The 21386-nt window shown below is 59.8% G+C and carries 17 protein-coding genes; 9 read left to right on the top strand and 8 right to left on the bottom strand.

Annotated features, from left to right (window positions below; translation table 11 throughout):
- Positions 1–71: 71 nt before the first annotated feature.
- Positions 72–1310 carry an MFS transporter gene (locus LRS56_12265; protein WDU65152.1) on the bottom strand — a complete coding sequence of 413 codons (1239 nt, stop codon included), beginning with the start codon at positions 1308–1310 and terminating at the stop codon, positions 72–74.
- A gap of 154 nt (positions 1311–1464) precedes the next feature.
- On the opposite strand from LRS56_12265, the gene LRS56_12260 reads away from it, so the two are divergent.
- Positions 1465–2277, top strand: a complete 813-nt coding sequence (locus tag LRS56_12260) for a class I SAM-dependent methyltransferase (protein WDU65151.1) — start codon at positions 1465–1467, stop codon at positions 2275–2277.
- A 140-nt stretch (positions 2278–2417) separates the two neighbouring features.
- On the opposite strand, the gene LRS56_12255 is transcribed toward LRS56_12260, so the two are convergent.
- A complete protein-coding gene (locus tag LRS56_12255; GenBank protein WDU65150.1) occupies positions 2418–2804 on the bottom strand; it encodes a TIGR03067 domain-containing protein in 387 nt (128 codons plus the stop codon).
- Between the two features lie 302 nt (positions 2805–3106).
- On the opposite strand from LRS56_12255, the gene lpxO reads away from it, so the two are divergent.
- Positions 3107–4006 carry a lipid A hydroxylase LpxO gene (gene lpxO / locus LRS56_12250; GenBank protein WDU65149.1) on the top strand — a complete coding sequence of 300 codons (900 nt, stop codon included), beginning with the start codon at positions 3107–3109 and terminating at the stop codon, positions 4004–4006.
- Positions 4007–4025: 19 nt separating this feature from the next.
- Here lpxO and ligD read toward each other — a convergent pair whose 3' ends face one another.
- Both ligD and LRS56_12240 read right to left on the bottom strand, forming a co-directional pair.
- Positions 4026–6494 carry a DNA ligase D gene (gene ligD, locus LRS56_12245; protein WDU65148.1) on the bottom strand — a complete coding sequence of 823 codons (2469 nt, stop codon included), beginning with the start codon at positions 6492–6494 and terminating at the stop codon, positions 4026–4028.
- 13 nt (positions 6495–6507) lie between these two features.
- Positions 6508–7359: a Ku protein gene (locus LRS56_12240; protein ID WDU65147.1), complete on the bottom strand. Its 852-nt coding sequence runs from the start codon at positions 7357–7359 to the stop codon at positions 6508–6510.
- A gap of 183 nt (positions 7360–7542) precedes the next feature.
- Between LRS56_12240 and LRS56_12235 the strand changes: the two genes are divergently transcribed.
- Positions 7543–7857 carry a hypothetical protein gene (locus LRS56_12235; GenBank protein WDU65146.1) on the top strand — a complete coding sequence of 105 codons (315 nt, stop codon included), beginning with the start codon at positions 7543–7545 and terminating at the stop codon, positions 7855–7857.
- A gap of 12 nt (positions 7858–7869) precedes the next feature.
- Positions 7870–9018, top strand: a complete 1149-nt coding sequence (locus LRS56_12230; protein WDU65145.1) for a PQQ-dependent sugar dehydrogenase — start codon at positions 7870–7872, stop codon at positions 9016–9018.
- A gap of 57 nt (positions 9019–9075) precedes the next feature.
- Here the strand turns inward: LRS56_12230 and LRS56_12225 are convergent, their stop codons facing one another.
- Positions 9076–9555 carry a nuclear transport factor 2 family protein gene (locus LRS56_12225; GenBank protein WDU65144.1) on the bottom strand — a complete coding sequence of 160 codons (480 nt, stop codon included), beginning with the start codon at positions 9553–9555 and terminating at the stop codon, positions 9076–9078.
- Positions 9556–9583: 28 nt separating this feature from the next.
- Entirely contained in the window at positions 9584–10147 is a 564-nt protein-coding gene (locus tag LRS56_12220; GenBank protein ID WDU65733.1) for a TetR/AcrR family transcriptional regulator, read from the bottom strand.
- A 125-nt stretch (positions 10148–10272) separates the two neighbouring features.
- On the opposite strand from LRS56_12220, the gene pssA reads away from it, so the two are divergent.
- The 5 genes from pssA (at position 10273) to LRS56_12195 (ending at position 18923) form a co-directional block, all read left to right on the top strand.
- Positions 10273–11616 (top strand): CDP-diacylglycerol--serine O-phosphatidyltransferase, encoded by a 1344-nt coding sequence (gene pssA, locus LRS56_12215; protein ID WDU65143.1) that lies wholly within the window; start codon positions 10273–10275, stop codon positions 11614–11616.
- A 150-nt stretch (positions 11617–11766) separates the two neighbouring features.
- On the top strand, positions 11767–14133 hold the full coding sequence (locus tag LRS56_12210) for a hypothetical protein (protein ID WDU65142.1): 2367 nt from the start codon (positions 11767–11769) through the stop codon (positions 14131–14133).
- 1253 nt (positions 14134–15386) lie between these two features.
- Positions 15387–15980 carry a hypothetical protein gene (locus LRS56_12205; GenBank protein ID WDU65141.1) on the top strand — a complete coding sequence of 198 codons (594 nt, stop codon included), beginning with the start codon at positions 15387–15389 and terminating at the stop codon, positions 15978–15980.
- A gap of 46 nt (positions 15981–16026) precedes the next feature.
- Positions 16027–17400: a hypothetical protein gene (locus LRS56_12200; protein ID WDU65140.1), complete on the top strand. Its 1374-nt coding sequence runs from the start codon at positions 16027–16029 to the stop codon at positions 17398–17400.
- A 41-nt stretch (positions 17401–17441) separates the two neighbouring features.
- Positions 17442–18923 carry a hypothetical protein gene (locus LRS56_12195; protein ID WDU65139.1) on the top strand — a complete coding sequence of 494 codons (1482 nt, stop codon included), beginning with the start codon at positions 17442–17444 and terminating at the stop codon, positions 18921–18923.
- Between the two features lie 296 nt (positions 18924–19219).
- On the opposite strand, the gene efeO is transcribed toward LRS56_12195, so the two are convergent.
- Positions 19220–20038, bottom strand: a complete 819-nt coding sequence (gene efeO, locus LRS56_12190; protein WDU65138.1) for an iron uptake system protein EfeO — start codon at positions 20036–20038, stop codon at positions 19220–19222.
- Positions 20039–20065: 27 nt separating this feature from the next.
- Entirely contained in the window at positions 20066–21385 is a 1320-nt protein-coding gene (gene efeB / locus LRS56_12185) for an iron uptake transporter deferrochelatase/peroxidase subunit (GenBank protein WDU65137.1), read from the bottom strand.
- Position 21386: the final 1 nt, after the last annotated feature.

The following is a 21386-nucleotide window of genomic DNA, read 5'->3' as shown; positions in this document are numbered from 1 at the left end:
GGCGCGAAACCCGGTCGCTGAGCAAAAAATGGGGGATGTGTGTTGGAATTTGGCGCGCATTGTCGCATATGTCAGGCGACAGTTGTATGGCAGGCGAAAGATGGTTTTATCAACGTCTCCGGCATCGCCAGCCACAACAGCGCCAGGGCCACGGCCGCCACGCCGGCCAGGGTCAGGAAGGCCGCGTTGTAACCCGCCTGCTGCACCACAAAGCCCGCCAGGCTGCTGCTCAGTGCCGCGCCCAGGCCGAATGCCGTGGACAACGCGCCCAGGCTCACATTGAACCGCCCGGTGCCCTGGGTCAGGTCCTTGACGATCACCGGGAACAGCGCGCCGAAGATCCCTGCGCCGATGCCGTCGAGCATTTGCACGGCCACCAGCCAGTACGGGTCACTGGACAAGGTGTACAGCACGCCGCGCACCGGCAGAATCATGAACCCGGCCAGCAACAGCGGCTTGCGCCCCCACACATCGGCCTTGGCCCCCACCAGCCAGGCCATCGGCACCATCACCAGTTGGGCGGCGACGATACAGGCCGAGGTCAGCGGCGTGGCCATCTGCAGGTTGATCTGCGACAGCGTCTGGCTGACCAGCGGCAGCATGGCGGCGTTGGCCAGATGGAACAGCGCGCAGCAGACGGCGAACACTAACAATGGCCGGTTGGCGAGCAACACCTTCACCCCGGACGGCTGTTCGTGATCGCAGGCGTGAGCCGGGTCGAAGCCTCGCGCCACCTCATGGTCGATGGCCTTGGCCGACACGCAACTGACCGCGACGATACTGGCCGCCGCCATAAAGGCCATCAGGTAGAACACCACCACCGGTCCGAACAGGTACGCCAGGCCACCGGCCAGCAGGGCGGCGACCGCGTTGCCGGCATGGTTGAAGGTTTCGTTACGCCCGGTGCGCCGCGTAAAGGCGCGGGGGCCGGTGATGCCCAGGGAGATCGCGGAAATTGCCGGTGCAAACACCGAGGCGGCGATGGCGCTGGCCGCCTGGGTCAAGGCCACCAGGCTGAATGAGCTGACAAACGGCAGCAGCAGGCAACTCACGGTCACCAGAATCGCCGCCGCTGCCACCACGGCGCGCTTGCTGCGCGTGCGGTCGATCAATGCGCCCGCCGGGCCCTGGGTGATCAGCGCGGCGATACCGGCCAGGGTCATGACCACGCCAATACTCGCCGGGTCCCACTTGTGCACCGCCAGCAGATAGATGGCCAGGTACGGCCCAAGGCCGTCGCGAACATCCGCCAGGAAGAAGTTCAGGCTGTCCAGGGACAGGGTATTACGCAGGTCGGAGTGTCTGGCCATGGCGCAGTCTTCGAGAGGGGCGTTCAACGGCTGAACACGCATTGCGTTAGTGACCCGCCGCCTTTGCGTTAAGTTTCGTACGCTTGGCGGGTTTTAATCTGTGGGCGCTTGGCTTATTTTCTGAGCCCCGCTGTAACGATTATCTGGAGATGCAATGGACATGCCCTCAGCTCAACACGCGATTGCCTGCAACAAGGACGCCTGGGACCAATCCGCTGACCTGCACAAAACCACTGACACTTGGAGCGCTCTCCTTAACCGGGTTGGCGATGCTGATTTTTCCTGCCTGGACCCCACCCTCTCTGGCTTGCTGCGCGACATCGGCGTGGCCGGCAAAGACGTGGTGCAACTGTGCTGCAACAACGGCCGCGAAAGCCTGTCGCTGTACGGCCTGGGCGCACGTTCGGTGGTGGGTGTGGACCAATCTCGGGCGTTTCTTCAACAAGCGCGTGAACTGGCCAGTGTTTCGCCGCACAGCCCTGAATTTATCGAAAGCGATATCCACCAACTGCCGCAAGGCTTGCACGAGCGCTTTGATATCGCCTTGGTGACCATCGGCGTGCTGGGCTGGATGCCGGACGTGGTGCAGTTCATGCGCCATGTTGCCAGCACGCTGAAGCCTGGCGGCACATTGGTGATGTATGAAACCCATCCGTTTCTGGAAGTGTTCGACCCTCGGGCCGACAACCCGCTGCTGCCTGCCAGCTCGTATTTCCGCCGCGAGCCTTTTGTGTTGCACGAATCGATTGTGTACGAAGGCCAGGGCGAAGTGGCCGGGCCGACTTCCTATTGGTATGTGCACACGCTGGGGGATGTGGTGACCGCAGCGGTCGACGCGCAATTGCAGATCAGCCATCTGCAGGAGTACGCCCACTCCAACCGCGAAGAACTCTACGACCAGTATGAGCATCAGGCGGCCCAGGTGCCCCTGTGCTTTACCCTGACCGCCACTAAGCGTGAGGCCTGAGCAGGCTTTTCTCCAGGCAAAAAAAAGCCCGCGAGAAGAGAGGCGGGCCAAGGGATTCACTGGAGTAGGTAGGCTTCACCCTATAGGCCGGAAAGTGAAGGCTTTGTGAAAATGCCGTCGCAAATTCGGATGGCGCTGTATCAAGCGCGCCGAATAAAGGTGCGCATGGTTTGGCCTGGGCCGGTACGAAATGCGACCGGCCTGGGCATACCTTCATCGGCTGCAATGAACACAAACTCATCGCCTTCAAGGCGATAGCTGGCGGGCAGTTGTTTGCCGGCGTCATCCCCCATGGCGTCCACCCAGGTAATGCTTTTGGGAACGGTGCTGCTGTCCAGGGAAAACCGCCCGGCCAATAACACCTCGCCCTCGACTGTCTTGACGTCGAAGCGGTCACCGTCAATGGTGGTGATAGCGCCAGGGGCAGTGTGGGCATCCACAGGGTTGAGCACGCCGCTGTCCTCGAGCGAGGTTTGCTCCCAGGCACCTTGAAGGGCTTGGAAATCCGGGTCTGAAAGGGTGGGCATACACATTCCTTGGGTTGGCGTTTATTGCGCCCATCATGCAGCACAGACGCCTCGCGGGCCAGCCATCCAGCACACCAGGCGAAGCGCACGCCCAGCACATTCAGAAGACAGCTTTTCACAATTCTTAGTTAACTTTTGGTTACAAACTGTGGCTAAATAACTGCCAATGGTCATGAATCGGGTCGCCACCGAACCGCTCGTGCCACTTGTGTGAATTGTGATTTCAGGTGCTGCTATTCATCCTCGGCCGTTGTGGGCACGGAGGGAGCAGCCTGTTCTCTTCTGACGTGTGACGAAATCCCTTGAAACTCATTATTGTTGTTCTCTACGTTGCCTCCATCGCGTATGTACACCTGCGTGGCCGGGTGCGGCACAAGCTGGGCCGCCAACTCAGTGATCACTCGACGTTTCTGGCACCGATCAACTGCTTCCTTTATCTGTTCTCCAAACTGCCCAGCCGACCTTACCTGTCGCCGAGCGATTTCCCCGACCTGAGCCCGCTACAGGCTCACTGGGAAGAAATTCGCCAGGAAGGTCAGAACCTGATGCGTGCCGGTGAAATCAAGCGCTCCGACCAATACAACGACGTGGGCTTCAACTCGTTTTTCAAATCGGGCTGGAAGCGTTTTTACCTGAAGTGGTACGGCGACAGTCACCCGTCGGCGATGAAGCTGTGCCCGCGCACCACCGAGTTGGTGCAGAGCATCGGTTCGATCAAGGCGGCGATGTTTGCCGAGCTGCCACCGGGCTCGAAGCTGGTGCGCCACCGCGACCCGTATGCGGGCTCCTATCGTTACCACTTGGGCCTGGACACTCCGAATGATCCTGGCTGCTACATCAATGTGGACGGCGAAAACTATTACTGGCGCGATGGCGAGCCGGTGATGTTTGACGAAACCTATATTCACTACGCCGAGAACACCACGCAGCAGAACCGCATCATTTTGTTCTGCGATATCGAGCGGCCGATGAAATACCGTTGGGCTGCGGCGTTCAACCGCTGGTTCAGCCGCAACGTGATGGCGGCCGCTGGCTCGCCCAACGATGCCAGTGACAAGACCGGCGGGTTGAACCGCGCCTTTACCCGCCTGTACAAGATCCGTTTGCGTGGCAAAGAGCTGAAAAAGCGCAACCGTACGCGGTACTACCTGGAAAAATGGGCGATCTTCGCGGCGTTGGCGGCGATTTTCCTGATTATCTAGGGCTCAGCCAGGGCGCGAATCACTTCTGCGGTGTGGCGCCCAGCTTGTCCCACATCTTGCGGCTGATCTTTTGCCGGTTGGCATAACCGGCCCACGGATCCGCCTTCAAGCCCCGCAGGCGCTCCTGCAGATTGGCCACTGTCCATTGTTGTGCGCCACGCAATCCTTGCAGCTCCTCGCGACTGATCGGCACCGACACCGGCAGCCCCGGCCGTGCCCGCACCGAGTAGGCGGCCACCGTGCTGGCGCCGCGGGCATTGCGCAGGTAGTCGATAAAGATCTTGCCGATGCGGTTTTTCGGCCCCGAGGTGGCGGTAAAACGCTCGGGTAGTTGCGCGGTCATGAACTGGGCGATGGCTTTGGCAAAGGCTTTGACCGTGTCCCAGCTATCGCGCCGTGCCAGCGGTACGACCAGGTGCAAGCCCTTGCCGCCACTGGTCTTGATAAAGGCTTCAAGCCCCAGTTCATCGAGCACCGACAGGGTCAGTTGCGCCGCTTCCAGCATGGCCTTCCAGGGCAATGCCGGGTCGGGGTCGAGGTCCAGCACAAACAGGTCTGGGGTTTCGATTTTGTCCGACGTGGCGCCCCAGGTGTGCAATTCAATGCTGCCCATTTGCACGGCGCCGATCAGCGCGCTCGCCGTGTCGATCTCCATCAGGCGCGCATGGCCCGGGTCCAGTGCCGGGTCCAGTTGCTTGATGTTGGGAATGGCCAGGCGCTCTGAATGCTTCTGGAAGAACTGCTCGCCCTCGATGCCTTCCGGCGCCCTCAATAAAGCGACGGGGCGTTTACGCAGAAAGGGCAGGAGCCACTCGTTGATGCTGTGGTAGAACTGCGCCAGCTGCTGTTTTGTCGTGCCGCTTTGCGGGTCGATGACGCGTTCGGGGTGGCTGATGCTTACGCCGGCATCGGCTTTTTTCGCGGGTTTGGAGGCTTTCAGGGATTTGGCCGTACGCGGCTGCTCGTGGATGATCTGCGCGGCGGGCTTGTCGGTACGCATCCCGACAAAGGCGGCTTGGCGCACCACGCCTTCACGGGTCCATTCGGCAAATTGCACCTCGCCGACCAGGCTCGGCTCCACCCAATGCACGCCACGCGCCTGGGTGCTGGTGAGCGGTTTTGCCAGCGGCGACGCCTTACGCTCCAGGGGCGTGAGTTGGGCGTAGATATTTTTCAGCGCGGCCTGGTCAAACCCGGTGCCCACGCGCCCGGCATACACCAGCCCCGAGTCATCATTGACCGCCAGCAGCAGCGCGCCGAAGCCGCTGCGCGAACCCTGGGGGCGGGTGTAGCCGACAATCACGAACTCCTGGCGCAACCGGCATTTGAGCTTGATCCAGTCGGTACTGCGGCTGGAGACATAAGGGCTGCCGAGACGCTTGCCGATCACGCCTTCCAGCGCCAGGTCGCAGGCGCTTTCGAAGATATCGCGCTGGTTGGCGTTAAACGCTTCGGAGTAGCGCAGCAGTTTGCTGCGGCTGCCAGACAGGGCCGCCTTGAGTGCCGCCCGACGTTCCTCTACGGGCGCCTGGCGCTGATCACTGCCGTCCAGGAACGGTGCGTCGAACAGGTAGTAGACAATGTCCAGGCTGCGGCCGATATCAAAGGCGTTTTGCAACGCCTGGAAGTCCGGCAAACCGTCGCCGTTGAGACTGACCACTTCGCCATCGAGCCAGCTGTCCTTGAGCTTGAGGGCGCGCAGCGCCTTGGCCTGGCGCGGCAGGCGCTCGGTCCAGTCGTGACCGTTGCGGGTGAACAGGCGCACTTCGCCGTCGCGGACGCGCGCAAGCATGCGGTAGCCGTCAAACTTGATTTCGTATTGCCAATTGCCCTCCGGCGCACGGTCCACCAGGGTCGCCAGTTGCGGTGTGAAGCGCTCGGGAAGGGCGGCGCTGGCTTTCTTCGGTTTGGCGCGTGGTTTACCGACCGATGCATCGCTGAGTACGCTTTTGGGTTGGGCCTGAACAATGTCGTAGTCAGCGGCGGGGCGCGCTTGTGGGTCCTTCTCCTTGATCAGCAGCCACTGTTCCTTGTCACCGCTGCCCTTGAGGCGCGTACGCACCAGCGCCCAATCACCCGATAGCTTCTCGCCGACCAGGGTGAATTTGAGTTTGCCGGCGGCGTAGGCCTTGCGCGGGTCGTCGTGGGGTTGCCAGATGCCGCGGTCCCACACAATCACTTCCCCGGCGCCGTATTGGCCGGCCGGGATGCTGCCCTCGAAGCTGCCGTAGCTCAGGGGGTGATCCTCAACGTGCACGGCCAGGCGTTTCTGGCTTGGGTCCAGGCTTGGGCCCTTGGGCACGGCCCAGCTCAGCAGTACGCCGCCCAGCTCCAGGCGAAAATCATAGTGCAGGTTGCGTGCGTCGTGTTTCTGGATCACAAAGCTCAGCGCCGAGGCCCTGCGTTTGCCAGCGGGGGCGCTGCCGGCCGGTTCGGCGGTGATCTCGAAGTCGCGTTTACGGTTGTATTCGCTCAGGGGCTTTGCCATGTCGTTCTCCCGCCTATGGCAGGCTCAAGAGGCTTTTTTTGTGGATTTTTTTTGCCGCCGGTTTTTTTGCCGCCGGTTTGCCGGCCAGGCTGCGCTTGAGCAATTCGGTCAGGTCGAGCACATCGGCCGACTTGCGCTCCTCGCTGCCCTCCTTGGATTCCACGTCCTCGATCTTGCCGGCCTTGGCCTTCTTCGCCACCAGCGCCATGATTTTCTCCTGGAAGCTGTCGCGGTATTTCTCAGGCTGCCAATCGGCGCTCATGTCTTCCACCAGGCGCTTGGCCATGTCCAGCTCGCCCTTGGCCAGGCTGGGTTTGGTCACCTCACTGCCGAGCTCCAGTTCATCCAGGCTGCGCACTTCAGCGGGCCAGCGCAGCATCACCAGCACCAACGCCGAGTCCAGGGGCATCAGCGCCGCCAGGTGCTGTTTGGTGTGCAGCACCACATTGGCCAGCGCGACCTTACGGGTTTTTTTCAAGGTTTCGCGTAAAAGCGCGTAGACCTTGCCGCCGCGTTTATCCGGCGCCAGGAAATAGGGGGTGTCGATGTTCTGCAGGGGGATCTGGTCACTCTCGACAAACGCAATGATTTCGATGGTCTGGGTCGATTTGGGATGGGCCGAGCGGATTTCGTCTTCGCTGAGCACTACATAGCGGCCTTTTTCGAAGGCCACACCCTTGACGATGTTCTCCTTGGTGACCTCCTTGCCGGTGGTCTTGTTGATGCGCTTGTAGCCCACCGGGTCCATGCTGCGTTTGTCCAGCCAGTCGAAATCCACGCCCTGGGCGGAGGTGGCCGAGACCAGCGACACCGGGATATGAACCAAGCCAAAGCTGATGGCGCCTTTCCAGATTGCCCGTGGCATAAGTGCGACTCCTTGAGATGAGGCTGTCTTCTGGTGACTGGGAGGCTGTGCGAAAGTTTCCCTCGACAGATGTGCGGACAGATCGTGTTACACCTGATGAGAAACTATTTAATGCCAAAAGCCGAACCCAAGGCGTAGCGTGTTATCGAAAGCACGTACTCCTCACCCCACAGAGGCTTTGTCATGAACAGCTGTGTGCGTCACGTTGCAGCGTTGGTATTGGGCCTGGCCCTTGTGCCCTTTGTGCAGGCGCAGAACTTGCCGGGCAGCAACAATTCCGATAGTGGCCCGATTCACCGGGCCAACCCCAACAGCATGCAGGGCACCCAGCCCACTGCGCCTGCGACCCGTGGTATTCAGACCGGGCCGACCCAGCGCACACCGACCTTGGAAAACGGTGGCATCGGCAATCGCTATCCCCAGCGCAATGCCGCCCCCAGCCGTCCGGCCACCGAAACCAAAGCCCCCACTTATGATGCCAACGGCAATCGCCGGTAAGGATTTCGCCCTATGTTTCTACGCACAACGTTGTTAGCCGCCCTTTGTGCAACGGCCATGAGCACCGTTTACGCAGCCGATGCCCAGCAGTTCCCCAGCGAGCAAGGCAGCATCACTGCCACGCCGATCGCCAAGGGCCTTGACCATCCATGGGCCGTAGCGTTTTTGCCGGACAAGCAAGGCTTTCTGGTCACGGAGCGCCCCGGCCACCTGCGCTTTGTCAGCCCCGACGGCAAGCTCTCTGCGCCGCTGACCGGTGTGCCCGAAGTGTGGGCCAAAGGGCAGGGCGGTTTGCTGGATGTGGTGCTGTCGCCGGACTTCAAGCAGGACCGCATGGTGTACCTGTCGTACGCCGAAGGCGGTGGCAAGGACGGCAAGGCCGGGACCGCTGTCGGCCGTGGCCGTTTGGCGGCGGACCTGAGTGGCTTGAGCGATTTCAAAGTGATCCTGCGCCAGGAGCCCAAACTCTCCACCGGCAACCACTTCGGCTCGCGCCTCGCGTTTGACCGCGATGGCTACCTGTTCGTGACCCTGGGTGAAAACAATGACCGCCCGACTGCCCAGGACCTGGACAAGTTGCAGGGCAAAGTCGTGCGCATCTACCCGGACGGCCGCGTGCCTGATGACAACCCCTTTGTCGGCCAGGAAGGCGTGCGCCCCGAGATCTGGTCTTACGGCCAACGCAACCCGCAGGGGCTGGCACTGAACCCCTGGAGCGGCACGATCTGGGAGAACGAGCATGGGCCGCGTGGCGGGGATGAAATCAACATCATTGAGCGCGGCAAGAACTACGGTTGGCCGCTGGCGACCCACGGCATCAACTATTCGCTGACACCCATTCCAGAGGCTAAAGGCAAGACCGTGGAAGGCACGGTAGCGCCGCATCATGTCTGGGAAAAGTCTCCAGGCATCAGCGGCATGGCGTTTTACGATGCCGACCGCTTCAAGCCTTGGCAGCACAACGTGTTTATCGGCGCCTTGGTCAGCCAGGAATTGATTCGCCTGCAATTCGATGGCGATAAGGTGATTCACGAAGAACGTTTGCTCGGCGGTTTGAAGGCGCGGATTCGGGATGTGCGGCAGGGGCCGGATGGCTATTTGTATGTGTTGACCGATGAGGATGATGGCGTGTTGTATCGCGTGGGCCTGAATCAGGATTAAGCCGCAAGCCGCGAGCTTGAAGCTTGAAGCTTGAAGCTTCAAGCTCGCGGCTCCAAGCTACAGCCCCAGCTCGGACAACCCCGGATGATCATCCGGGCGGCGGCCCAGCGGCCAGTGGAACTTGCGATCGCTCGCCTGTATCGGCAGGTCGTTGATGCAGGCAAAACGGTTGGCCATCAGGCCATTTTCGTCGAATTCCCAATTCTCATTGCCATAAGAGCGGAACCAGTTGCCGGAATCGTCGTGCCATTCATAGGCATAGCGCACGGCGATGCGGTTATCGGTAAAGGCCCACAGCTCCTTGATCAGCCGGTAATCCAGTTCCTTGGCCCACTTGCGGGTGAGAAACCCCTTGGCTTCTTCGCGGTTATGGGCGAACTCGGCGCGGTTGCGCCATTTTGTGTCCAGCGTATAGGCCAACGACACGCGTTCTGGGTCGCGGGAGTTCCAGCCGTCTTCGGCCAGGCGTACTTTTTGAATAGCCGACTCACGGGTAAAAGGCGGTAGCGGCGGGCGTGTTTCAGCGGTAGATGACATTTCTTCACTCCTGCTAAATCGAAATGGCTCAAAGCCCCAATAACGTTTGCGCCATGCATCGGGCGTTATCGGCAGCGGTTACATCACCCATTACCAGGGCAACGGTAATGGCGCCGTCGATCAGAATCAGCAGGTGCGCGGCCTGCCGTTCAGGGTCGGGGGTGCCATGGGCTTCACACAGCTCAAGTGCGTACTCGAACAGTTTCTGTTTATGCGCCTTGGCCAACAGGCGAACCGGGTCTTGCGGGTCGCCGGTTTCGCCGCTGGTGTTGATAAACGCGCAGCCGCGAAAATCCGCCGAGCCGAACCATGTCTTGAGTGCGCTGAACAACGCCAACAGGCGTTCACCGCTGCCGTCGTTGCGTTCCACTTCCGTGCGCAGCCACTGCATCCAGCGCGCGTCGCGGCGTTGCAACGCGGCGATGACCAACTCATCTTTATTGGCGAAGTAACGGTAAATACTTTTGCGCGAGACACCGGCGGTTTTCACCAGGAAGTCCATGCCGGTGGCGGCAATGCCATGGCGATAGATCAACTTTTCGGTGACGTCGAGGATGATGTCGCGGGTTTCATTGCTGATGGTTTCGTTCATGCTGCGAACAGTAGAACGATCGTTCTTCTTGGTCAATTAAATTTTTTCCACCTGTGACAGCAAGACCTGAGCACCCCCATGGTGTAAGCTCGGGGCCTCTTCGGATTCGACCCATTGCGAGCCTTATGCCGTCGTTCTTCAAACGCTCCCTGTTGCCCAAGCTGCGCGGTTTCCCCCTCACTCCCGACGCGATTGACGTGCTGGCCGGCGCCGATGCGTTTCGTCGCTGCCTGCTGGAGCAAATCCCCCAGGCTACCCGGCGTATCTACATCGTTGCGCTGTACTTGCAGCAGGACGAGGCGGGGCAAGAGATCTACGACGCCCTGCACGCCGCCAAGCTGGCACGGCCGGAGCTGGACATCGTGGTGGTGGTTGACTGGCTGCGCGCCCAGCGCGGGCTGATCGGCGCCGGCAAGCAGCCGGGCAACAGCGCGTGGTACCAGGCCATGACCCAAAGCCACCGCAGCGAAGTGCCGGTGTATGGCGTGCCGGTGCAAACCCGCGAACTGTTCGGTGTGCTGCACCTCAAGGGCTTTGTGATTGATGACAGCGTGCTGTACAGCGGCGCCAGCCTGAACAATGTGTACTTGCACAAGTTCGACAAGTACCGCTTTGACCGCTATCACCTGATCCACAGTAAACCGCTGGCGGACTCGATGCAGCACCTGGTGGAACACGGCCTGGTGACCTCCAAGGCGGTGCATCGCCTGGATCTGCCGAACCCGCCGACCACCCGCAGCCTGCGCAACGATATCGGCGACCTGCGCAGCCGCTTGAAGCATGCGGCCTACGACACCACGGCGGGGCAGTTGCCCAACGGCCACCTCTCAGTGAGCCCGTTACTGGGTGTGGGCAAGAACAACCCGCTGAACCGGGTGATCCTTGAACTGATTGCCAGCGCTCAGCACCAACTGACGATCTGCACGCCGTACTTCAACCTGCCATTGCCGGTGACTCGGGAAATCAACCGCGCCCTGGCGCGTGGGGTGAAGGTCGACATCGTCGTCGGCGACAAGACCGCCAATGATTTTTACATCCCGCCCAGCGAGCCGTTCAAGGTGATCTCGGCCCTGCCTTACTTGTATGAAATCAGCCTGCGCCGCTTCGCCAAGCGCCATCAGCCGATGATCGACAGCGGCCAATTGAACCTGCACCTGTGGCGCGACGGTGACAACACTTATCACCTCAAAGGCATGTGGGTCGACCAGCGCTACACCTTGCTCACCGGCAACAACCTCAACCCCAGGGCATTTCGCCTGGACCTGGAAAACGCCTTGCTGATCGATGACCCTCAAGGCCAGTGGCTGGGCCCGCGACGTACGGAGCTGACGCAAATCTTCCAGCACACCACGCGCATCGAACGCTATCAGGGCTTGCAGACCCTGATGGATTACCCGGAGGCGGTCGGCAAGTTCCTGCGGCGAGTGAGCCGGGTACGGATTGAGCGGTTGCTTTACCGCATCTTGTAAGTCGTTGTGTGCTGCAGGGTGAATGCTCTGGCAGCCTACGGCGTCTTGGGAGTTTGCTTATGCTGATGCCTGGTCCACGATCGTACATTTCCTCTCGACAGTTCTTACGGACGAGAACTCTTGCCACTTACTGGTACAGAGGAAATAGAAATGTCGAATATCTCGTCAGGCCATTGGGCCAACACGTTCACTCCACCGGTGCTGTCGTCTGTACAAGCACTTGCCCCCACCCCCGCACCCGATGCTGCCGTTCGCGCCAAGCGCAGCGCTGAACCGCCGGCAGCAACCACGCAAACAACCTCATGGACCCTCCCACCCCTGACCACGCCTTCGGCTGAGACGACTTCAGCTGCTGACCGTGCACTTCAAACCACGCTGGGCGCAGTGGCCTTGGGGAGCGCGGCAGACAAGAAAGTCCAGGTCCCGGCCAATACGACGATTTTCCCGCTCTACGATGCCTACCGACGTGCGATCAATGCGCCTGAAGTGAAGGCGTTCTTCTTGACGCAGGGCGTTGCATTATCGACGGTGGTCGTCAAGCCGGATTCGGTCACTGGTACATTCAGTTACTACAGTACATCGAGTAATAAAACATTCACCCCCAACGATGCATCGGGTTGGTGGCAAGCCAGTACAAAGTTACGCGCGGCTGCGCGAGCCCTCGATTCCGAAGGCAAGGGCTTGCCGTATGCGGGCCCTGGCGACGACAGCTTTTCGCGCAATGCGATCCTGCGCTGGTATGGCGTGACACCGCCCACCGGCGACGGCGACGTAACACGAGCCCGGCAGGAGCTGTCGGCGACCGACTGGTCTGCGCCGACACCCGAGAAAAAAACCGAACTTCAGAGCCGGGTGCAAACCGCCAGAACCGCCATTGACGCGTTGGATGAACGTGCCCATCTGGCAAGCGTTCTTACGCCACTTATCGCCCAGAAACCCGATGAGGAAGCAGTGTCGCTGTCCGATCTGCAAGTGCAGGTAAGCAGCACCTCGGCGCTGGTTGGCAGCGAAGGGGGCACGGTGTCGATTGAGGATGCTCTGCAATCCCACGGGTTGGCGCTACCCAAGACGGTGGGCGAGTTGCGCAATGCCGTCCGCTGGCTCACTGCATCCTTGCCGCCTCCACCACCCCACGGCAATTATTCCGGCCTGTTAGCCGACAATTGGTCACCGGGGGTCTTGTCTGCTGCCGACAGAGCCGATTTGGTCACGTTGAACGATAACGCCGTTCCAAGCGAATCGAGCGCATTCCACCTGTTGGGGCGGCTGGACGCCGGGGGCATCCTGGGCCTGAACAACCCCGCAGTATTGCGGCATCTTGCCGATCATTTTCTTGATCGGTTGCTGCATGACGATACGGCCCTGCTGTTAGGCGATACCTTCGCCAACAATCGGCGCTTCGTGGGTGCATCGGGTACCCCACAACTGTCGGATCAGGAGCGCAGGCAATGGTTTATCGCCGCCATCAAGTTGCAGATTGATCCTGATGCCCCTGGCCGCCCCGGGACCGTCGCCGGGTATGACCTGTATCAGGCCAACAACAGCGGACGGCCCCTTGCGCAGGTGCGTGAGGACCTTGAAGCTCATCTCAAGCTTAACCCGCTGCTCGATCCCAGGGCCGCCCCACTGGCGGCCCACCTGTTCCTCGCAAGTGCAGCGCCTGAGTTCCTGGTACGGGGGATTCCCTCGACATTGCGCATGGGCTCTTCGGAGTGGGCAGACTTGCGGCTGGGGGTTGCACTCGCCGAGCGTCTGGGTGGCGCCGGGTGTTCGCGCAGCATGAGTTACCAGGAAATCATTGCCCTCAGCCGTCTGGAACCCCGCACGACTGAGGAGGCTGCTGTGATGGACAACTATGGGATCAACATTCTGTTGGATTGGGGCCTGATGCAGGGGCTTTACACCAAGCCGGTAGACGGTCTCTATACACCGCAGCATTATCAGCAAGCTACGCAAGCCTTCGCCACCCAGCACGAACAGCTTGTTCACGCGCTAAAGGTGTTCAAAGCGCCGCTGCCCACTCGACAGGACCTGGCGATCGCGAACCTGCAAAAGGAGTTTCCGGGCCGCAGCGTTGAACAATTGAAAGCCATGAAGGTGCACATTGCCGACGCGGATGAACGTCGCAACATGAAACCGTCAGAGCCGAAGACGCGCGCTCTGCTCGAAACTTACATGACGGGAGACCTGACGCAGAACCGCTGGATGCTGCTGGCTCCCGGGGAGCAGCCGCCCACGCCGCCAAAGCATTCAACCCCCTATGATTCAAACCAGGACCTGAGCAAGGCTCAACAGGCTGCAGTTGATCAAAATGTGCAAGCGTTGAACGCCAGGATCGCCAACTTGCCGGATGTTCAGGCCCAACTGCCCGGTGCCATTGATGCCTACTCTGGACAACCTCAAGCAGGGCTTGAGCACCACCACTCAACGGATGATTGCGAATCTGCCTTTGGCCGATCGCCAGGCGTTGGAGTTGGGCAGCGTCGAGCCGGTTGCGTTGCGCGAGCAAGTCGATGACATACCCACCGTCGAGCAGACATCGGGGCTGGTAGAAGAGCGGCGAGGGCGCAAAGGCACATTGCTGCGTTGCGAATACAAAGGGGAGATCAGTTATTTCGAGGTGTTCCCGGACAAAATGCTGATCGTCAAGCGCGAGGAGCTGCCGGCTAAACTGCAGCTGGGCGGTACCCTGCAAGACCGACCAAAAACGTATGTGCCGGGTGCGCCTACCATCACCCAGGTGCAGGTTGGGGACCTACAGCCTTTCGATTTCGCGGCTTATAGCACCAGCGCAACACCTGTGCCGGGCGTGTCGTCACCGGGCATCATCCTCGAGAAACTGGGGGATACGCTGGCCGCAGCGCCGCCGTCTGCCGAGAGCGCCAAGGCGGACTTTGTTCCCAACAGTTTTTCTTCAGCGCGAACCCGTGAAATCGTTAACCGGATAATGCAGGGCAATTTTGTCCATCACCGCGATAGCGTGTTGAAGGCTGCCGAGGGCAAGTTGCCTCTGGAGCAACAGCGGGAAGCATTAGCTGAGAATGATCGGATTCTGCTCGGCTTGATCCCCTTTGTGGGGGCAATCACGGATCTGGCCAATGGCAACCTGGTTGATGGTACGCGAGGCTTGCTGCTCGACACTGCCGGTGCCTTTTTGGGGGGCGCAGGGTCAGCCTTGAAGTCTTTCAGCAAAGCCACAAAGGTCGTCGCGCCCTTTGGCGCCAAGGCTTTTCGCGTACTGGAAAAGGGCGTTCAGGTCGTCAGTGGCTTTTTGAACCCGCTGGATGGCGCAGCGGATCTCGTGGTGGCCGCCGGTAAAGGTGTCATCGCTGTGCCAAAGCTATTGGGCAAGACGCCATCGATATCTTTGCTGAGTACGCTTGGTGCTGTGGAAGAAAAGATGCGCACGTTTCTGGCCGTGGGTGGCGGGGTGAGGCGTTTGGCGGACAATGCGTCCCCGACCACTCGCAACGGTCAAAATCATTCCGTGCCGGTTCAAGCGGTGCAATTGGGTGGAAATTGGTACGCGATCCATCCGCACACCGGCTTGCCGATGGGTACACCGCTGGACGGGTTTGAGTTGACGACTTGAAGCTGTGCCCCGGGCCTGTTCAGGTCCGGGGTGCGCTGGTTGTCGTAGGATGCTTCAGTCTTTGCGACTCAGGTTCAGAATTGACCTACTCTGCCAATAGGTTCTGACTCGTAATCTCGCCGTCGACCGTTCTTAAGGACAAGAACTCTTGCGAGCTTAACCGTGAAGAGCACTTAGAATGTCGACCATTGTTGGAAATCTTATCGATACGTCCTCCTATACGTCGGCAGGTAGCAGTAGCTACGCCGAGCTTACACCCCAGCCCGCAGACAAACCGGTCGAGATTGAGACCCTGGCGTTTACCGCCACCTCACGCCGCTTGAGCGGGCAACTGACGCAAGCCAGGCTTGACCAACCCTCTGCACGCAACAGGCGAGAAACCTTGCCGGCAAGCGTCGCGGGCCCAGCACCTGCGGATGTGGAAAAAGCGGATAAGCATCTGCAGTCAGCGCTCGATACCTGGCTCATTTCCGGTTTGCTGCACCGCCACCTCATCCCTGAACACTCGTCGGTCAAACCCTTCGTTGACCTCTTCGTCGAGGCGGCACAGAAGCAGCCGGTGCAGTCTTGGTTCAAATCCAAGGGCTTGGACCTATCGACAGTGCGTGTTTACAGCGACTGGGTAGAGGGCACCGTGGTTATCGATGGGAAACATGTCACGCGCAAATTCACGGCCACCGACGGGTCCGGCTGGGGCGAGGTTGGCGCTAAAGTGACGGCTGCCGCAAACCAGCTTAACCCGTACAATTACGGGGGTTTTACTGCCGAATGAGAAGGGGGAATTTCGCCATATAGATGTGCTGCTGAGTTTTTATGGTGTGAAGCCCCCCAGCAATCCGAAAAACGGGCATGTGCTTGGCAAGCATCTTAAAAAACATGGCTGGCCGGCCGTATCGCAGGCGCAGCGTGAACAGTGGGCGATGCAATTCAGGCAGCACAGACGAAACCAGAACGACGGCGCTGTGCGCGAGCGTCTGTCTGAACAAATGCAACCCTTGCTTCAGATAAAGCGCCAAGACGACAAGCTGGAGCTGGATGAGCTGACCGTGGTTTGCGAGCCGGGTTCTTCCCTGGACCAGCGCAGTCGAAAGCCACGTGAACGATTTCTGCAATTCCTGGCGTCACCGACATTCCAGGCATTTCTGGAAAAAACCGGCTTTAAAGCGTTAGGCAGTGAGTTCAGGCTATCGGAAGGCGACCTGCAGATACGCGATCACATCGGTTATTGGATTCCGTTGAAGCGAACGTTTGAAGATGAGGTATGGAAGGTCTACAGCGGTGGCACTGAAAAGGAGAAAATCGCTGCCCATAAGATGGAAAAGGATCTGACGGACTTAATGTATTTGGGCAAAAAGACCGGGGATGCCCTGTACTCCTCGCGTACTTATGACGTGCGTCAGGCCTTGGCGTTTTACGCGCTCGACGTTCCGCAAACGGTCGATCAGTTAAGCGCAATGTTGGGTTGGTTCAACCTGAAGTTACCGCAGGCTCCATTGGCAGGTAACTACGCAAGCCTGACACCCTACGGGCCAACTCCGGGAGCATTGTCTGCCAGCGCTATGGACGTGCTCAAAGACGCATCTGGCAAGGTCATGAATTTACTCAAGGCGTTTTTCGAGCTCACGTCGGGCTTCCGTGACTTCCCCGATGCGGACAGCACACTCGCTGCCTTTTTTGATGCGCCGGCCCTCATCGACGTAGCCGAAAAAATCGCCCGCTCTATCAATCTTTATGCCGTGTCTGATGGTCAATCGCTTCCAAGGGCCGACCGCGTTCAGCTCTTGGCGACCGTCCTCAAATTCAGTATCGACGCCCCTGTGCCCGGATTGCCTGGGACGGTGGCCGGGTACGACTTGTATCAGCCCGCCAATTTGGGCCGTACGCTGAAGGAGGTGCGTAGCGATGTCGAGAAACAGCTGGAAAGTAAAGGTGCAGGCGTTAAGGTGTCGGCACTCATGGCCCACCTGTTTCTGGCCCAGTCGGCACCTGAGATGCTGATCAAGCAAGACCCCGCTGTGCCTGACGATACCGCCAAGGTACTCAACCAGGACCCGGAAAATATCAAAGTCGGCTCCGCAGGCTGGATTAATATGCGCCTGGCCAGTGCAGTCGCGGGTGATCGGCGGTTGAACTTCACGCAAGCCATGGCGGTTGCACGCCAGGCTCCCGCAGGGCCAACCAGGAAAAACTGATCGAGGACATGGGGGCCCCGGCACTGTTGGACTGGGGCGTTATGGCGGGTATTTATCCTGCGCCACTCGATCGGCATTACTCCACGGAAAATTACGCGGCCGCCGCTAACGCATTTACCGAGCAGCAAAAGCAGGCAAACCAAGCGTTGGAGACGTTGACGCGCGAGTCACCCACCCAAACCAGCTTGCTGATCAAGGCGCTGGCGCGGCTCTTCCCGGAAATGTCCGAGGATGAAATTCGCAACCTCAAGCTGCTTAACTATCCCGATCAGCACCAGTCACGTAACGTTGGGGTCAGGCAGGGTCCCAGCAAGGACAGCCCGAAGCGGTTGACCGATGTGATCCTGATGAACCAGTTCGCCGGGGAGCCGCCACTTGGTAAGAATAGCGCTTGGACCGACGGCACGGTCATCCACCCCAGGATTTCTCTGGAGACATTCAGGGAGAGGCTCCAAAAACTGCCTGTCATCGAGCCATTGGTGATACCGGCCATCGATAATCATATCGCTGATGCTGAGGCCGCACAGGCAACGGCATTAAAGCTGGTAATGGATGATTTACCCTTGGAAGACCGCCAGGCATTGGATTGCGGGCGGGTCGAATTCTTTACCCTGCGTGAAGAAACCGGAGCCTCGGTGGAGGACGATAATGGAGCTAACTCGAAAGTCCCCGCCAAGCGGGGCACGCATGGCCTCTTGCTGCGCTATCAGACAGTGATCGGCACAGACCGATACGGTTACTACGAGATCTTTCCAAACTCCTTGAAAGTGGTCAAACGAACTGATCTGCCGTTCAGATTGCCAATCGATGGTGTTGTCGAAAAGACCAATGCTTCCGGCCGATGGTTTACCGATCCCCATGCAGAATACCGCCTGGGCACAGAACTGCCGGTTGATTTTGAGGCGTATAAAACCGGGTCCACGCCACGAAGCGGGGTGACATCCAAGGTAGTTGTCGAGCGCTACGGAACGGCTCTGGACCATGTCCCGGTCACGAAAGACTCCCTACCCTCCATACCGGATACCTTCGGTTCCGCAAGAACCAAACATATAGTGGAAAGGGTGATGGGCTATGCCTTTCAGGGCAACCGTGAGGTGCGGATTGCCCACGCCAACGAACAGTCTGCACTGCTCAAGCGTACCTACCCCAGCGCATCGGGCGCCAAGTTATTCACGCCTGAAAATGCCCGTGCGGTACTCAGCCTGATCCCTTTTGTAGGTGCATTGGCTGATGTGGCAGAGGGCAAAATAGGTGACGGGTTGAAGGGGCTTCTGATTGACGTTGCATCGTTTGTCGCCACCGGTGGGTTGGTGGGGGCGAAGAGTTTTGCTCAGGGAGCAAGATTGCTGCTTAAGTTTAATGGCAAACCCTTTACCACGGCTGCACTGAAAGGGGCGGGTACGTTTTTGCGGGGTGTATTCAATCCTGTGGAAAACGTCCCTCAAATTATCCGCGCCCCCCGGCCGGTTCGCCAAGACTGTGAAAGCGTTCGTGAATGGGAAGGACATTCATATAAACCCTGACATCTACCTGCCGGCGAAGATATTCGAGCAGTGGCGGTGGACCGCGGGCGCAACAGATACCCTGTTCTCAGGGGCTGACGGCGCAGCGAACCAGGTGCCGGGAGCCCGTAAAGGCTTCAGTGCTAACGAGGCGATTGAGGCGGTTCTGAAGGGGGGCTTGTGGTACAGGATCAACCCCTTGAGCCGCAGGCCCGAAGGGGCGCCACTTGAGCAGTTTTCCCCAGATCAGGCTTGATGTTTGACACCCTGCGGCATGCGGCAGTCCCTTCAGGACTGTCGCATGCCGCAGGGGTCAATCAGTTCAAACCCAACTTGCCACGCAGGGTCGAAAGGTCTTCAGCCAGGGTATTGACCGGGCCCACCAGGGCTTTACGGTCGTTTTCCTTGACCTTGTCATAGGTCTCGAAACCGCCATCCTTGGTCTTGTACTTGGCCAGGATCTTGTCCACGGTGGCAAAGTTTTTGTCGACCTTGGCCAGGAATGCCTTGTCTTGTTTTTCGATCTGGCCACGGAACAGGTCGACGATTTTCTTCGCACCGTCGATATTGCCCTGGAAGTCATACAGGTCGGTGTGGCTATAACGGTCTTCTTCGCCAGAGATCTTGGTAGCGGCGACTTCTTCGAGCAGGGCTGCGGCGCCGCCGACCACTTTCTCCGGCGGGAAGGTCAGGCCGTCGACGCGGGTTTTCAGGTCGTTGACGTCGGTGTTGAGCTTGGCGGTCAGCGCTTCCAGGCCCTTGGTGGTGTTCTCGGAGAACAGGCTGTACTCAATGCGATGGAAACCGGTGAAGTCATCGGCCTTTACGCCTTTTTCATGGTCATCAACGCGCGAGTCAATGGACGCATCCAGGTCGCTGAACAGCTCGGCGATCGGCTCGATGGACTCATAGTGCACGCGGGTCGGCGCGTACAGTTTCTTGGCGGTGGCCAGGTCGCCTTTGTTGATGGCATCGGTAAATGCCTGGGTCTGAGTGACCAGCTCACCGATTTCTTCGGTGACGTAGATCTTGTAGTCCGACACCGGGCCTACCAGGTCCAGCGGCGCGGTAGCGGCGAACGCTGCCAGCGGCGAAAGGGTCATTAACAACGACAACGCAATAGTCGACTTCTTCATGGGACGGTATCCGCTCTGGGTGTGTTTTTAGGTATGGGCAGTGGTTTGAGGGTGCGTTGCAGCGAGCAGCGTGCGCCCGATGAAATCCTTAGGCCCCGTGACCCCCGGCAAGGTGAAGAAGTACCCGCCGCCGACCGGCTTGAGGTATTCCTCCAGGGGCTCGCCGTTGAGCCGGGTTTGCACGCTGATGAAACCTTTCTCCAGGTCAGCCTGGTAGCAGATAAACAACAGCCCCATGTCCAGCTGACCGTTTTTGTTGACGCCGTTGGAGTAGTTGAACGGCCGACGCAGGATCAGGTTGGCCTGAGTCTGCGGGGTGCGCGGGTTGGCCAGGCGGATATGGGCATCGAGCTTGGTCAACTTGCCTTCCGGGTCCTTGCTGTAGTCGGGCACCTGGGTTTCTTTCTGGCCATCCATGGGCGCGCCCGTGGTCTTGACGCGGCCGATGATGCTTTCCTGCTCTTGCAGCGGCGTGCGGTCCCAGCGTTCGACGAAGTTACGGATGATCCGCACTGCCTGGTAGCTGCCGTTGGCCGCCCAGGCGGGCTCGTCGCTGGCGGGCTCGTCGCTGGCGGGTTGCACCCAGACGATCTGGTTCATCGCGGTGTCATCGTTGGAGTTCGGGTTGGCCGAACCGTCACGGAACCCCAGGAAGTTACGCGCGCTCTGCGCCGGCTCGCCGGGTTTGCTGGGCGCCTGGGGCGGCACGCTGCCTTCCTGCTTCCAGCGCACCAGCAGCAGGTCGGGCAGGTTTTTCACGATGTCGCGCAGGGCGTGGATATTGGTGTCGGGCGTGTTGGAGCAAAATTGCAGGCTCAGGTCGCCATGGCACTGCGCCGGTTCCAGCGCGTCGTTGGGGAACCCCACCATGCGGCTCAGGCGTTTGGGCTTGGCGGCGGCGAGGCCGAAGCGCTCATCGAACAGCGATTCGCCGACGGACACGGTGATGGTCAGGTTGTCGGGCGTGACCACCGGGCCAAGAATGCCGGAGTCGGTGGGCGGCAGTTTCGGGTCGACTTGCGCCACGGTGCCGCCGGTCATCAGGAACGCGATGCGTTCGTTCAAGGTGCGGAACAGGCGCTCCAGGTCTTCGCGGTCGTCGGCCAATACGTCGAACGCCACCAGCATGCCGCAGGCCGGGCGTGGGGTGACGATGCCGCTTTGGTGCTTGCCGTAGAAATCGTGGTGGTCCTGGGTTTTGTCACTGCGCGGTGCAGTGGTGACTTGCTCGGCGGCGGCGGCCATGGCCGGGCAGGTAAGGGTGCTGCCGGCGATGGCCGCACCAGTGGCGGCCATGCCCAGCAGGACACGGCGACGTTGTGCAGAAAACTGTTCTGAATCACTCATG

Origin of the sequence: Pseudomonas poae, from assembly GCA_028869255.1 — a bacterium.
GTDB lineage: Bacteria > Pseudomonadota > Gammaproteobacteria > Pseudomonadales > Pseudomonadaceae > Aquipseudomonas > Aquipseudomonas poae_C.
This window is presented reverse-complemented; position numbering and strand designations above follow the sequence as displayed.